Source organism: Clostridium sp. HCS.1, from assembly GCF_047900555.1.
Classification (GTDB): domain Bacteria; phylum Bacillota; class Clostridia; order Clostridiales; family Clostridiaceae; genus Clostridium.
This window is the reverse complement of the sequence record NZ_CP170704.1, coordinates 505911-520491: the sequence shown is the minus strand read 5'-3', so window position 1 is coordinate 520491 and position 14581 is coordinate 505911. Positions and strand designations below refer to the sequence as shown.

Annotated in this window: 12 protein-coding genes; all 12 read right to left on the bottom strand. The window is 27.0% G+C overall.

Annotation, left to right across the window (positions count from 1 at the left end):
- Positions 1-108: 108 nt before the first annotated feature.
- Entirely contained in the window at positions 109-420 is a 312-nt protein-coding gene (locus ACFYH6_RS02535) for a hypothetical protein (RefSeq protein WP_416179238.1), read from the bottom strand.
- Between the two features lie 290 nt (positions 421-710).
- Positions 711-1106, bottom strand: coding sequence for a DUF6262 family protein (locus tag ACFYH6_RS02530; RefSeq protein WP_416179239.1), 396 nt, complete (start codon positions 1104-1106; stop codon positions 711-713).
- Complete coding sequence (locus ACFYH6_RS02525; RefSeq protein ID WP_416179240.1) at positions 1106-2986, bottom strand: tyrosine-type recombinase/integrase; 1881 nt, start codon at positions 2984-2986, stop codon at positions 1106-1108. Before ACFYH6_RS02525 ends, ACFYH6_RS02530 begins: the two co-directional genes overlap by 1 nt.
- Positions 2987-2991: 5 nt before the next feature.
- Complete coding sequence (locus tag ACFYH6_RS02520) at positions 2992-4251, bottom strand: tyrosine-type recombinase/integrase (RefSeq protein ID WP_416179241.1); 1260 nt, start codon at positions 4249-4251, stop codon at positions 2992-2994.
- A gap of 197 nt (positions 4252-4448) precedes the next feature.
- A complete protein-coding gene (locus tag ACFYH6_RS02515; protein WP_416179242.1) occupies positions 4449-7286 on the bottom strand; it encodes a VWA domain-containing protein in 2838 nt (945 codons plus the stop codon).
- Positions 7287-7300: 14 nt separating this feature from the next.
- On the bottom strand, positions 7301-7897 hold the full coding sequence (locus ACFYH6_RS02510) for a pilus assembly FimT family protein (protein ID WP_416179243.1): 597 nt from the start codon (positions 7895-7897) through the stop codon (positions 7301-7303).
- A 14-nt stretch (positions 7898-7911) separates the two neighbouring features.
- A complete protein-coding gene (locus ACFYH6_RS02505; RefSeq protein WP_416179244.1) occupies positions 7912-9972 on the bottom strand; it encodes a hypothetical protein in 2061 nt (686 codons plus the stop codon).
- Between the two features lie 26 nt (positions 9973-9998).
- Positions 9999-10874 (bottom strand): type IV pilus modification PilV family protein, encoded by an 876-nt coding sequence (locus tag ACFYH6_RS02500; RefSeq protein WP_416179245.1) that lies wholly within the window; start codon positions 10872-10874, stop codon positions 9999-10001.
- Between the two features lie 8 nt (positions 10875-10882).
- Positions 10883-12145 (bottom strand): GspMb/PilO family protein, encoded by a 1263-nt coding sequence (locus ACFYH6_RS02495; RefSeq protein ID WP_416179246.1) that lies wholly within the window; start codon positions 12143-12145, stop codon positions 10883-10885.
- A gap of 1 nt (position 12146) precedes the next feature.
- A complete protein-coding gene (locus ACFYH6_RS02490; RefSeq protein WP_416179247.1) occupies positions 12147-12695 on the bottom strand; it encodes a PilN domain-containing protein in 549 nt (182 codons plus the stop codon).
- Positions 12696-12707: 12 nt separating this feature from the next.
- The gene (gene pilM / locus ACFYH6_RS02485; RefSeq protein WP_416179248.1) at positions 12708-13892 is read right to left on the bottom strand and encodes a type IV pilus assembly protein PilM; all 1185 of its coding nucleotides are present in this window, start codon (positions 13890-13892) and stop codon (positions 12708-12710) included.
- Positions 13893-14152: 260 nt separating this feature from the next.
- A complete protein-coding gene (locus ACFYH6_RS02480; RefSeq protein WP_416179249.1) occupies positions 14153-14566 on the bottom strand; it encodes a prepilin-type N-terminal cleavage/methylation domain-containing protein in 414 nt (137 codons plus the stop codon).
- Between the last annotated feature and the right edge of the window lie 15 nt (positions 14567-14581).

Here is a 14581-nt window from a genome sequence, read left to right as displayed (position 1 = left end):
AGCGATTTAGTTCTATTAGACTATTGCGAATTAAAAGTGGATAAGTAAATTTATCCACTTTTATACTTTCCATTATGAACATCAGTTTAAAACAGAGCCTAATTAATTTTATTCTTCATTAATTAATTTATGAATCAACCCAGTAGAGCACTTGAACATATAAGCAATATCCTTTATTGTTTGACCTTGAATTCTATACATCTTTATAGTTTCTTTTTCTTGCTGAGTAAATCTTTGCTTACGTCCTGCTCCACAAGAATTATGCTTTTCGATTTTTTCATTTTTTAATTTTTGTATTTCTTTCTTTAACAGATTTGTATCTTTTTCATACATTTCTTTTAGATGTATATTTTCATTTATTAATTCTTGAACTTTTTCTTCTAGTTCATCTATTATCATTTGCTTAGTTTTCCTTGCCATATATAAATCGCCTTTCACAAATTAATTTATGAATGCAATTAGTTATCTAACAATCTGTTTTTTTCATTATTTAATTTATGAATAAAATTTAACTTCAAAGTGACTTGTTATTCAATAATTAATTTATGAAACAACATTGAATCGATATATTGCATTAACTATAATTGTTTATATATTTCAGATATCTATAATTTAGAAGGTATTTCACCATCATATTCTTCTTTTAATTTATCGTCTTAATCAAGACTAAATAGACTTTCATTAACTGCCATTCAAATAAAACAGAGCATTTATTTTTGAGCAAGTTTCCCTAATAAAATAGCAGTATCATTTTTAAGTTTTTTATTTTCTTCTTCTAATGATTGTATTCTTCTTTTAAGAGATTCTATAACTCTGTCCTTTGAAGTTTCTGTAAAAGTTTGTTTTTGAGATATTATTCTCATTTTTTTATTTTGCTTGTTTATAGCCTTGTTTATTGGTTCTATAAGTTCATCCTTGTATGTATATAAAAATGTCTTACTTACACCTGCTCTACGGCATATTTCAGCTTTTGAAATAGGATTATTTATAGGGTCATCCAATAATTCTAATTCTTTTAATACAGATAAAACTGCTTGTTTTTTAAACTCACTTTCTTGCTTTTTCAGTCTAATTATTTCTTCTGTATTAGGATTTTTATTACCCATTATTGTACCCCCTTAACATAAAAGTGCTTTGATGCCTCAAATGTTTCGCCCTTATTAATTATCTCCAAAGCAACTGTATAGAATTTAACTATTTTATCAAATTCTTCTGCTTTTTCATTCAATCCCATTCGTAAAGCATTATCTTTGTGTATAGTTTCGCTTTCTATCGTGTCTTTAACAGCCTGTAAATGTCTTGGATATATCTTTTTCTTAACACATGTCTTACAAGCCATGTGAGGGCAAGAAGCCATTTTATATGGATGTTCGCAACAACCATCACCAAGTTCAAACACCCCTATAATTTTATTCTTAACCCATTTATTATCATACAAATCTTCTTGTTCCGATAAGTTAGCCTTTATATCCGTAGCGTCAGATTTACTTAGTTTTTCTTTAAATTCTTTTTTTAACCTTTCCTGATATACCTTAATATATTTTTCGGTCATAGCAACTGTTTCGTGTCCTAAAAACTCTTTAACAGCATAAATATCAACTCCTGCGTCAATCATTTCAGTTGCTACTGTATGTCTAAATTGATGTGCTGATATTTGATATATACTACCATCAATATTTTTTAGTGGTATTCCTTTAGATATTGATGGCAATACTACATTTGTATTAAACATATCATAGTTGATAATATCAATTACAGGAACTCCGTTTTTATCCAAAACAACTTTTCCTTTCCTTGAACCTCTATTATCCATCTTAATTTCTCTAAATAGATATTTATATCCGTCAGGAGTAGGAGCAAGTTCCTTAATCCTTTCCATTTGTCTTAATATAGCCTTTTCAACCATATTGTTACCTTTAGAATCTTTTAAGTGTGCTAATGGTATTCTTAAATCATTTTTAATTTTAGCAATACGGTGGTCTAAATAAAGCATAGGGTCTCCATCTAAATCATATTGCAAACATTCTTTACTTTTATCTTTATGTTCAGCAATTAAATGGCATATATCTTCAAATCTTCTACCTGTATTTCTAATAACAATAAGTAAATCCCAATATTGAGGCTCTATTATTGGAGTAGGTTGCTTATCTTCTAATAATGGAATAATAATATTTTCAATATAGTCATCTAATTGAATTTTTATATTAGGTGGTATAGGTCTTGGTAATGTTTCTTCTCGTTTTGGAACATCATATTTATTTAATAATCCAATTGGAGGAGCGTTATCCCATTTATTATAATACATATAATCAAACATATACCTTATTGCCTTTAAACCTTCTCTTTTGTATGTATTAGACCAATTTGTTCTTTTTAAAATTGGCTCTATATGTATCTCTCTATTAAGTTTATCAAATGAATTAATATTGGGAAATAGTTCATGCATTGTTATAAAAAAAGGTGATATGATGTTTATATAAAACACAAAAGTCACAGGTTCCCAGTTGTTAAGCATATTTATAAAGTATCTTTTTATTATATTGCGAATTGATTTATTTTCTATTTTATTAAAATTCACTATAAATCGAGAAGGTCTAATGTGTCGAGGATATTCTTCAAAAATTCTTCTCATATCCCATACATCATTCTTGAGGTATTCTTCTCTTTCTTTAGGATTTTTAATATATTCAACTTCATTGTGAGGAGAATAATGCTCATTTTTTAATCTTACATTAACTCCCATACTTTCAAGTAAATCAGAAAATCTTTCATCTTTAATGGCTTTATACCAAGCTGTAGTACCCTTATATCCTGCTAACTCACATATTTCATTATATTTTTTATTCCTGTTCTCCTCATTTTTTAAAACTTCAAAGATTTTCTTTTGAGTCTTTGTCATCCACGAAATATCAATGTTACCTATAGGAAAAGATATAACTTCTTTTTCTTTTGTATTATTAACTAAAACTTTATTTGATAATTCCATAGTTGCTACTCCTTTCTCTTTTGTTTTTTATATTCCTGTAATCTTTGATACTCTTTCTTATAATCTTCTGGTCTTAGATGAGCATATATTTCCATAGTAGTTGTTACACTTGAATGTCCAAGTCTTTTAGATATATACTCCCAATTAATTTGTTCACCTTTGTTTATGTATTCCCTTGCAAGTTCTGTTGCGTGAGTATGCCTTAACATATGAGGTGTAATATGATATTTAGGTACCTTTTTACCATTTTTAACTTCAAATCCAAATACCTTTAAACTATAATATTTAAACATAGAGTCAAGAGTTGATTTAGTCATTGCTTGTCCATTATCGGATGGTTTATTACTGTTTACTAAAACAAATAAAAAATCATTATCAGCATTACTTTCTAACCATTCAGAACTTATGTATCTATCTATTAAAGTTATTAAATCGGTTGGTAAATGAACAAATCTATCTCTACCGTAACCTGCTTTCGCTCTCGAACAATTGATATTATCTGGTCTAAATTTAACCCATAGACCTTGTTCAGCGAAGTCTATATCATCTAAATGAACTCCAAGTAATTCATTTGACCTAAAACCACCTTCTTTTAGGCATAGTAGTATTATTTTATCTCTCAAAAGATTTACTCTATCTAAAAACTTTTTAAAATCTTTTTGTTCTACAGTTTTAGGGATTTTTTTAGGAACTTTTGATTTTAAAGTGTTTACTTGTATAGTTCTACTATGTCTTGTGTGTGCCAACATATCTTTATCTCTCATAGATTTAGACACCATAACACTTCTATAAACAACAGGATTCTCTTTAATTCTATTACTTGCTTTAAGCCATAAGTATAAAGAACTAACCCTACTTATTATTCCATTTATAGTAGTTGTCTCTAAAGAATCATCAATATAGTCAAATTCTATATCATAATTTAACACTTCTATATTTTCATAAAACCTATATGGATTCTTTAACCACAACTTAAATTGTGCCAACAAATCTGGCTTTCCATCAAGGTCGAGTATACCTAAATCTTTAATTTTTAAAAAGACGACAAAATACCAAAGTTGATAGCAATATGCTTTTACCGTATTAGGGGATACTTCTCTTTCTGCCCTTGCTTGTATCATATTTAAGTATTCTTTAACTAACTCTATAAAATTATAGTTATCATCAATCAAATAATACATTAATCCAAAATCTGTTTGTGCTTTTGCTATTCTAATTATTTCATGCCATTTATCCTTAGGACTTTTATCTTTAGTTTCTCTCATCCATTATTAGCTCCTTTCAACTCCTATTGTATTTTACTATGATTACTTAAATGATTCTATAATTACTATATTCTATATATGTATAATTTTAGATATAAAAATAAGGTAAATAATATCTAATATTACTTACCTTACTCTTATTACTTATATACTTTTAACATCTAGCAACCCTCTTAAAACTTATTTATATATAACTTTTAAAATAAATCTGGTAGGCTTGGACTTCCATCAGTTGTATTTGGAGTAACTATAATAACATCCTTTGAAATATTACTAAACTTAATTTCATTTTTTAATACTTCTGCACTTCCAAGTCCTTCTTTAACCCTTCCTTGATATACAACTAATATATCTGTATCTGATAGTTGATTATTTTCTCTAACATTATTAATAGAAATTTTGAATTTATTGTCTACATTACTTTCTATAGTTCTTGCTATTTCTGTTAGCGTATTATTGCCTGAAGAGTCCCTTAAAACTTTGTATACTTTAATGTTGTTAGTATTAACAGTATTAAAATTACTATCTATATTTAGGTCAAAAGCAATACTACTTCCCCCTATAGTAAACTCAGCTCCAAAGGTTACAGTTGAGCCTTGAGCTATTTCAAAAGCTTTATTATCATTTTCTTGAATACTTACTTCCTTGTCTATAATACCATTGTATAATCCATGAATAAGATTTTTCACTTCTTCTTTTACTGTAAATATTGGAGTTAACACATTTACACTTACATCATTGTTAATAATGCTTTTATACATCATTTTGTTATCTGATGTTGCTCCAAAGTTATAAATTCCAGGATTAAGATTATTAGCTTTTAACTTAATTTCTATGGTCTTACCTTCTGCACGATAAGTATTATTTCCAATTAAATTATAAACTATCGTTGGAACCTCTATTATCCCTAAGTTTTCTTTACCAACTTCTTTAGATCTAACAACTCCAGAAATCGGAATAAAATTATTTCCTATATTTAAGTTTATAACTGGTTTAAACTCATAAGGTTTTGGCTTAGATAATAACACTAATTTTTCTTTTGCTAAATTCATTAAATTATTATAAAAATAATTTGTGTCAGGCTTTGATTCATTATTTTTAGGAGTATATATAATATCTTCATCTTTTCCTCCTAAATAGCCTTGAAGCTTATATAAATTACTAACTTTCTCCATTTCACTAAAAGATAAAGAAATTATATTATAGTTTTTATTTTTTAAATTATTATAATCAGTTTCACTATATGTGACATTTTTATCTGATATTATAACTAGGTTTTTACTTGCTGTGGTACGTGATGTTGAAAGTACATTAGGAACTAATGCTAACGCTTTTCCAATATTTCTTTGACTTCCTATTGGATTAAGATTAGAACTTTTTAAATAAACCTCATTTATACTATTAACATAATCGCCTTTATCTTTTGTTCCAGAATAGTTAAAGTCAAATACTATATTGGCATTATCACTAAAAGTAATCAATGAATACTTTGTATCCGCACCTTTAAGCTCGTTAGTATTCATAATTTTATCATAAATACCTTTAACAGTTTCTGCCATCATAGTATCATTTCTAGTTGATATATCTACTAAGAAAACTATATCTCTTAAGTTACTATTATTACTATTATTATAAATAAAATCTTGAGGACTTATTTCATACTTTATAGTTATTTCTTCATCCTTATTAATTTCTTTATTATTCTCACTTATAAGTGTAGCCGAAATATTAGGTAATTCATTTGTTACTATATCTACTTTTACATCAACACTACCTTTCTCAATTAAATTTGTATTTTCAAATAAAAAATTAATATCAATAGAATTTAATATTGATTGTGATTGCCCAACTTGACTACCCTTTACAATAAAGCTAAAGCTAACAGGATCAGCATGATACCTAGTTTTCCCAGTACTAGTATTATCAGAAACCTTATTATAAATTATATTTCCAACTTTAACTTTATTATTTCCAATATTAAGGTTAAAGGATTGGTTTAATTTTATATCTAAGGAAACATCTTTTATTTCATAGCTATTCTTTATTTTTTCTGCTATTTGATTAAATATTTCTGTTATTGAACCCTCACTTTTTGAGAAAAAACCATCTTTTTCAATTATGTCAGTATTATCTGGTAAGTTTTTCATAGATGCATGTATCTGTTTAAGATATTTGGTACCATCACTATTTAGTCCATATCCAATGGAATATGCATTATATTGCTTAGCTCCTATTTTATCTTTAGCTAAATTTTTAGTATAAGTCATTGTAGCAGTATTAGTAGAACTACCAGTTCCTTCTCTTTTTGGATTAGTATTATCTAGAATATCATAAGTAGAATAATAAGTTGGATTTCCATCTGTCATTAATACTACTGTTTTATTAGCATTACTATTTACATTATTAAGTAAAAATGCAGCTTTTCTTAGTCCTTCTCTTATATTAGTACCACCATTTGCACTTAAGTTATTAATAGAAGTAACTAAAGATGTATCGGTAGCATTTTTTAATTCTGATACTATAGTGGCATCTGATGCATACTTTACTATACCGATTTTTAGATTAGGAACATTTCTCATAGTTTCAACAAATGCCTTTGCTGCCTTTTTAAGTTCTTCTATTTTAGTGCTTGTTCCATTATGCTCTCCAAATGTTTTATGAGTTGCACAATAACCCTCTTCATAATGCCCCTTAAAAGGCCAAATATCCCAAACCCATTTTCGTTCTCTTTCTTCAGCACACCCTTGCTCTAAAGTTACTAAATCACTCATACTTCCGGAAACATCCAAGACTAAAATTATTTCCTTTGCTTGTGCAGTTGTTTCAAAATCTAAAGGATTTATTTTACCTGAAACTAATATATCTTCACCAACCTTTGCAGGATTTGGGGTAGCCTTTAAATCTGTAATTGTAAAGCTAGGTTTTGAAGCTATCCCATTTGCTTTTGCATTTAAACTTCTAAGGGATATTAAAGATTCTATAACAAATAAAGTTGTTATAATACTTATTATCTTAACCTTCTTTTTATTAATCATTTTATCCCCTCCCCTTAATTTTTATTTCTAAACTTAACTATAACACTAACTGGCATAGTTACATTTGAATAACCTTTTTCTTTATTTAAAACTAAAGAAATTTCTAACCCTGTGGTTTCTCTAAAGTTTCCCTTTGGATTCATTCTATAATCTAAGGGCCTAACCTTAAACTCTGTAACATTTTTTGATAAATCCCTTGGAAGTCCTAAACTTGTATCTGAAATTACTGTTCCAAACTCATTTACCTTATTTAAGGTTAATGTTTTGTTTGCAGCATTATATACAAAGGAAAAATATTCCACACCTATTTTAAATGTTACTTCAGTTACATCTAACTTCCCATCTTCAGGTAATCCTTCATAATTATATTTATTGGAATCTGTTATTTGTATATTATTAATTTTCTTTATAGCTTCAGATTGTGTACCATATTGTAATAGCTCCATATAAATTCCTTCTGATTCCATTTGAAGATCTGAATTTATTTCTGTTGTTGCTAAGGTTTTACTATTACTAAAGAAAAATGTATAAATTACCCCAAGGACTATAACCATTAGGCTAATAGAAATTATTAGTTCTAATACAGTAAAACCTCTTGTCTTTCTTTTCAATAAATTCACCTCTTTTATTTAACAATTCTCCATAAGGATTTTTTTAGGAACTTATCCACACTATATAGTTCTGAAGCTGATGTAACTTTTATTTCTTCTCTGCTACTTTCTGACTTTATAAATACATCTTTTAAATCATTATAATTTAAGGATAATATATTTCTTATAACTTGAGGATTATAAGTAATTTCTCTTTTACCTTCACCTTTTAAAAATATATTTCCTGTTGTAATTATATTTCCTTCAAAGATAAAATCACCTTCTATTGTTATATCGCCATTAGTTATAATTAATCCTCTTTTCATATCTTGTCCATTATATTTATTATCTTTTATTGATATGGTATCATTCTCTTTTCCTTTTAAAACAACTATTCCCTCACTGTTATTAAAGGTTTTATTTTCAACTTCCTTAACTTTATTAAAATCAACTTGATTTCTAACTGTTCTTTGAACTTGTTGTCCAGAATATAAATTGTTGTAGCCTGTGGCATCTCCCATAGCAAATACGTTTCTAGCAAATTCATTTCTTTGCTCTTTTACTAAATCTAAATCTACATCTGTTATATTAGCTTTTTGTATCTGGCCAGTAATATCTTTTACGCTAGTACCAACTGATTTAACAGCTCCTTCAAGCTTTACTCCACCATCATTAAACTTATAATAATTAGTATTTTTAGAGTAATATTCTGAGAAATAATCAGCCTTCATAGTAGCATTAGAATTTCCATTTTTACTTTCTAATAATTGTAGTGGTGAATAATATTTTAAAGTAAAATTAATTGCTGGATTAAAAATATCTTTAACATCTGTATAGGCTAAATAGTTTCCTTTTACTGCTACTGATTCTCCTGTTTGATACTTATTGCCATCTTCATCTGTTGCATTTAAGTATGCAATACCCATAATATAAGAATTCTTATTTACTGTAATTGTAGAAGTTTTACTTATATCATTTACAATAATACTACTTGAATTTAAGGCTCTTTCTGCTGTTGAAACTTCTGTTGTCTTTTCATTTATTCCATAGAAATTGTTTTTAACTACTATATTACTATTGGTAGAATTTAAAGCTAAATCATTATTTACAATAACATTATTTTCAAAGGTTACATTATTTGATTTTGAAATATTTGAATTTATAGATTTTCCTACATAGATATTTTTAGCAAATATATCTCCATTTACTGTACTTTGGGTATTATTACTTAAATGATAAGTATTTGCTGTATATATATTTCCATTAACATTAAAGCTTGTATTATCTAGCTTTATTCCACCTATATATTTATCAAAAGTGTACTCTGGTTTTTTTCCTAATTTATTATTTCCTTGTATCCATATATCCCCAACTATATTTGCAGAACTTTTATTTTCTACACCTTCTATATTTAAATTTCCATCTGCAGTAATAGCTTTTCCATCAAAAACAGGATTAATATTTATTGATGTTATTTCTGAATTATACTCTGGTGCTGTTACTATATATTCAGTAGAAACAGTTTTCTTATTCCTTAATTGCCCTTCAATGTTTTCAAAGGTTGAATTAAGTTTTATATAAATTCCATCATCTTCAATTTTATATCCATTCTCTGGTATTTCTATGGAAAAGCTATTTTCTTCACTTTTTACAGCTAATTCAAGCTCTAATGCCCCACTTTCAAGAATAGATTTTATATATTTCTTTTCTAAAATTAAATATTGTAGAAGATCTACTTCTTCTTCATTAATCAACTGTTTATTTTTTATAGTTAAAAATTGATAAAACTTTTCTTTAAAAACTTTATTTAAGTTTTCTTTGCTTCTATCTTTATCTTCTAATTTTGTAAATTCCTTTTTTACTTCTTTATCTGCATACTTTATGGCTTCTTGTGAGGTTTTTATTATTATATTTTCAACTACATCTAATCCTGAATCTGCCTCATAAAGATTTTGAAGCTTCTTACTTTGATTAATTCTCATTTTATAATCATTTGCTGTAACTGCTAATATTGTTGTTCCTGTTGTAAAAATAATTGCCATTACTACAATTACTATTACAAAGGTAGAACCCTTTTTCTTTCTCCTTCTCTTCACCTTTATCACCCCTATAAGCCTATTTTTTATTCTATATTCACATTATTATTAGACATTCCTTGAAATAAAATATTATTTTTCTTATCCATAACAGTAACTGTGTAATTGTACATATCACCAATTTTATTTTCCTCTTCTGCATTTTCTTCATAGAGAATAGTATTACCGCTACTTGAATATATTTTCATTCCTAGAAAATTACTATTTTCCTTTATCATATGAATTTCTATAGTTTCTTCAGTTTTATTTTTAAATTCTATATTTACATCTTTAGAAAATTTATCTTCAATATAAAATATAATATTATTATTTGTATTGGCTTTACTTATAGTTAACTTATTAGTAGGATTACTTTCATTGTACAAAGTTAAAATCTTGGAATCCTTCTCTATTTCCATTATTAATTTATTGGAAATTGAATAACTAAAACCTAATGGATCTTTAATATTATTATCATTAGTAAAATTCAGCTTAAAGCTTGCACTATTATTTTTATCTCGGTTATTAATATTTTCATACTGAAAATTTGCATCCTTTTCTACTTTTACATCTACTCTATAAGTATCTTTATCCTTTCCATTTGATGGATTCCCATAAATATTTCTATCAAAGCTTCCTAAAAATTCTTCATCCTTTTGTACTATTTTATCCCCATCTAAAAGTTCAAAATACTTTTCATTAGACTCCTCTTCTAGCTTAATTTCATCATATGCCTTTAATTCTTCTAAGACCTTTTGTCCTATGTAGCTTGCTTTTTGCATATCTTCTGCATTTATATTATTTTTCAAACTAGACATTACTAAAGATGATAAAGGGATTATTAATATGGCTAAAAGGGCAACACTAATTATTACCTCAATTAATGTCATCCCTTTCTTTGCTCTTACCTTACTATTTTTCATATTAACACCTACTTCTTAGTAACATTAACAGTATAACCTTCACTTGTTACTGTCACTCTAGGATTTGAATTATCGTCATCTTTAACTATTATTTCAACCTTCTTAGATGTATTGTTAACTACTTTTAATTTTATACCTGAATTATCAGTGACTTCAGATCTTTTTTCGCTTATTATTTCAAGAACTATATTTTCTGATTTTGGAGTAAACTCTTTCCCCTCTATAGAATTATCTTTAGGATAATAGGAATTAGAAGTATTATATTTATAATATATTTTTCCTGATACCTCTTCTAAGGATATTTCTATATTTTCAATTTTATCATTATCAGAATAAATATAACTTTCCCTAGTATCATCCTTTGCTCTACCAATAGTTACTGTAGGTAATTCTGATAAAGAAGATTTTACCATCATAACAAAATCATTTATATCTTCCTGATTATTTCTCTCCTCTATAGTAGATGCATAAGCTCCACTGGCTGCTCCATTACTAAATAAAACTTCTTTTCCATATACATTATTTAGTGTCCAATTTAAATATTCCATATCTTCATCTGCTAATTTAGGCACTGCATGGAATTCTAAATTCATAACTCCAGCTAATTCTTCTTGAGATTTTGAGGATATTGATATATTTGTAATAACTATTTTTCTTTCATAATTTTCAATTGAAGAAATAAACTTTTTTAAGGCTTCATAGCTTCCTGAAAAATTAATTGCCACTTTAAGTTGTTCTGATGTTGCTGCATTTGATGATGATTGCTCTTGAGATGTTTGTCCTTCATCACCTTCTGTAGCTGTATTAGCGCTTTCATTATTAGCTACTTCATCACTAGTTTTTTCTATATCTCCTAAATATTCATTGGCTATAGCTTTTAATGAACTTTCTGGTTTTGTTACTTCTGGTAATGTAAATTTTTCTACTGGTGAGGCTTCTATTGGACTAAAGGCAATATTTCCTTTAACACCACTATCATTTAGTAATTTATCTAATTCAATTATTATTTTTTCTTGCATTATTACTGGGTATAATTTTTTAGATTTATCAAGAACTGTTGATTTTAGTATTTTTAGATTTTCTTCTTTAGAATCTAGACTGTTTATAGCCTGGGTAACTTCATTATATCTTTCTTCTACTTTACTTTTTTCATCTCTTTTTGCAGATAGTTTCTCAACTTGAGTTTTATAAATAAATTGATAATAACCAAAGCATATTAATACAGTACCTAAAATTCCTATTAAATATTTTTCTCTCTTACTTATATTCATTTTACTCAACATCCTTTAATACACATTTTATATCAAAGGTATAATTTTCATCCCCTGATATCCCGCAAATATACACATCTTGTATATTGTTTAGCTTCTTTAAATTATGTTCTATTTCCCCAATTGCAACTCTACTTGTTGAAACTGCTTGAATAGAAATATCTGTATTAGTTATGCTTATACTATTAAATGTTACTTCTGTTGGCAATGTTGAGCTTAATTTGTCTAAAAGCCCTGTTGTTACAACTTCTCTGGTTTTTAATCCATCTACAATATTGCTTAATTCCTTATCATATCTCTTTAAAATATCATCTTTTTTACTTATTTCATCCCATTTTTCTATTTTGACTTTTATATCTTCTTTTTCTAATTTTTCATTATAGTCTTTAATTTTATTATCTAATAAAAATATATTAGTACTATTCCATGCTAAAGTTCCAACTATAAATACTGATAAAAAACCTACTAAGGAGTAGACATAAATATTTTTATTTTTTTGTTCTTTTTTCTGACCTTGATATGCGGCGAAAAAGTTCATATCTCTTATCATAAAATGTCCTCCTTATAACCTTATAATTGCGCCTATGGCATTTAAATACTGTCCAATATTTTCATTTAGTAAATCAGTTGATGTTATATCTATATTACTTACCCTATCTATTCTAGCTATATCCATTGATAATTTATTTTTTATATATAAATTAATATTATTTAAGTTTGATAATCCACCATAAATATAAACTTTATCAATATTTGTATTAGATTTGTTTATATAGAATTGTAATATTCTTTCTAGCTCTTCTAATATATCATCAACAGCCTTTCTTATAGTTTCATTTTTAGCATCTTCTTTATTACTTAAAAGATCTGCTTCCTTTATCTTTATAGATTCTGTTGATTTTATTGACATATTCAAGCTTTGGCTTAGAGCATAATCTATATTATCTCCACCAGACTTTATCATTCTTGTAAAATCTAATTTACCATTTTTAAATATTGCCACATTAATAGAGGTTGCTCCCATATCAACAAAAGCAACAGTACCTCCTATAACTTGTCCATCCTTTGATGTGTACTGTGAATAATTAGCTATTTTATTTACTGAATTATAAGTAACATCTAATGCATAAGGATTTAAATCCAAGGAATTTATTACACTGTAATATGAAAAAGCCATTTTTTCTGGGAAAGATGTTACATTTACCTTTAATTTTGCTCCTACATCATCAACAATTTCATCTAAAACTACAAATTGAATTATGTAATCATCTAAATTTATAGGTAAATATTGTTGTATTTCATATCTAATTACAGTTTCCATTTCATCATCTTCAACTATAGGTATTGTAATATCTCTATTAATTATTGAAGACGAATTAGTTGTAAATATTACATCCTTAGCCTTTATATTATTTTCCTTTATTGAAAAATCCAATATATCTATAATAGCTTGAAGATTAAGTATTCTTCCATCAGATATAGAATCCTCTGGAGTAGGTATTTGAATTAGTTTATTTAAACTAAGTTTATTCTTATTAAATTTTCCCTCTACTAACTTTATTGAATTACTTCCAAGATCAATAGATAAAACACTTTTTGATTTTTCCCTAGTCTTCTTTTTATTTTCAGCTTTATTTACTTCATAAGAAGAATTTAAGTCCTCTGATTTTTCCTTCTTAAAAAGTTTTCCTATATCTTTTACGTCCATACTGCTTATTTCTTTTAATTTGGATAGATTGATTGGCATTGAATCACCCCCGACTTACAATTAATAATGGATAATGCATAATGCATAATTAAGGTATAAACTCCTAAGGGAGTTTAAATGAATGAAAGAATGAAGTTTCTCTTTTGCTTACGCAAAATCGAAATGAAAAAATGAAATAATTGAGGATTACAGAGCTTCTAAATATCAAAACTTCCGTAATTTAGCTATACTAAAAATATTTTTTATATTGGCAAAATGCAGATTTTATCTGCATTTTGCTTATGGATTATATAAATTTATTATAGAGTTCCTGTTGCTATTGGGAATAATTTGTAAGTACTAGTGTTTGAACCTGCTGTCTTAGTCATTGAAACAGTAACAGTATCTCCACTTATTTCCACTACAAATTGTGCATAACCCTTAGTTTTTGGTTTAGGCGGATTTTGTAAATATTCCTCAATTTTATTACCTGAAGTAATTTCCTCATCAACATAAATTAGTTCTGTTAATGTTTGGTCTGCTAAAAGTGTTGTTGCTGCATTTGCTATAGTTTTAGCATTTGCTATGTCAGATTTATATGCAGCGTCCTTTCTAATATCTCCGAACTTTGGAATTGCTATTGCTGCTAGGATAGCTATAATTGCTATAACTATAATAAGTTCGATAAGTGTAAATCCTTTCTTTTTTTTCTTGTTTTTTAAATTTTTAACCATAATAAATTCCTCCTT

What these genes read in the sequence shown, in the direction of transcription:
- ACFYH6_RS02535 (WP_416179238.1), bottom strand. Translation starts at nt 420, where the DNA reads ATGGCAAGGAAAACTAAGCAAATGATAATAGATGAACTAGAAGAAAAA.
- ACFYH6_RS02530 (WP_416179239.1), bottom strand. Translation starts at nt 1,106, where the DNA reads ATGGGTAATAAAAATCCTAATACAGAAGAAATAATTAGACTGAAAAAG.
- ACFYH6_RS02525 (WP_416179240.1), bottom strand. Translation starts at nt 2,986, where the DNA reads ATGGAATTATCAAATAAAGTTTTAGTTAATAATACAAAAGAAAAAGAA.
- ACFYH6_RS02520 (WP_416179241.1), bottom strand. Translation starts at nt 4,251, where the DNA reads ATGAGAGAAACTAAAGATAAAAGTCCTAAGGATAAATGGCATGAAATA.
- ACFYH6_RS02515 (WP_416179242.1), bottom strand. Translation starts at nt 7,286, where the DNA reads ATGATTAATAAAAAGAAGGTTAAGATAATAAGTATTATAACAACTTTA.
- ACFYH6_RS02500 (WP_416179245.1), bottom strand. Translation starts at nt 10,874, where the DNA reads ATGAAAAATAGTAAGGTAAGAGCAAAGAAAGGGATGACATTAATTGAG.
- ACFYH6_RS02495 (WP_416179246.1), bottom strand. Translation starts at nt 12,145, where the DNA reads ATGAATATAAGTAAGAGAGAAAAATATTTAATAGGAATTTTAGGTACT.
- ACFYH6_RS02490 (WP_416179247.1), bottom strand. Translation starts at nt 12,695, where the DNA reads ATGATAAGAGATATGAACTTTTTCGCCGCATATCAAGGTCAGAAAAAA.
- pilM (WP_416179248.1), bottom strand. Translation starts at nt 13,892, where the DNA reads ATGCCAATCAATCTATCCAAATTAAAAGAAATAAGCAGTATGGACGTA.
- ACFYH6_RS02480 (WP_416179249.1), bottom strand. Translation starts at nt 14,566, where the DNA reads ATGGTTAAAAATTTAAAAAACAAGAAAAAAAAGAAAGGATTTACACTT.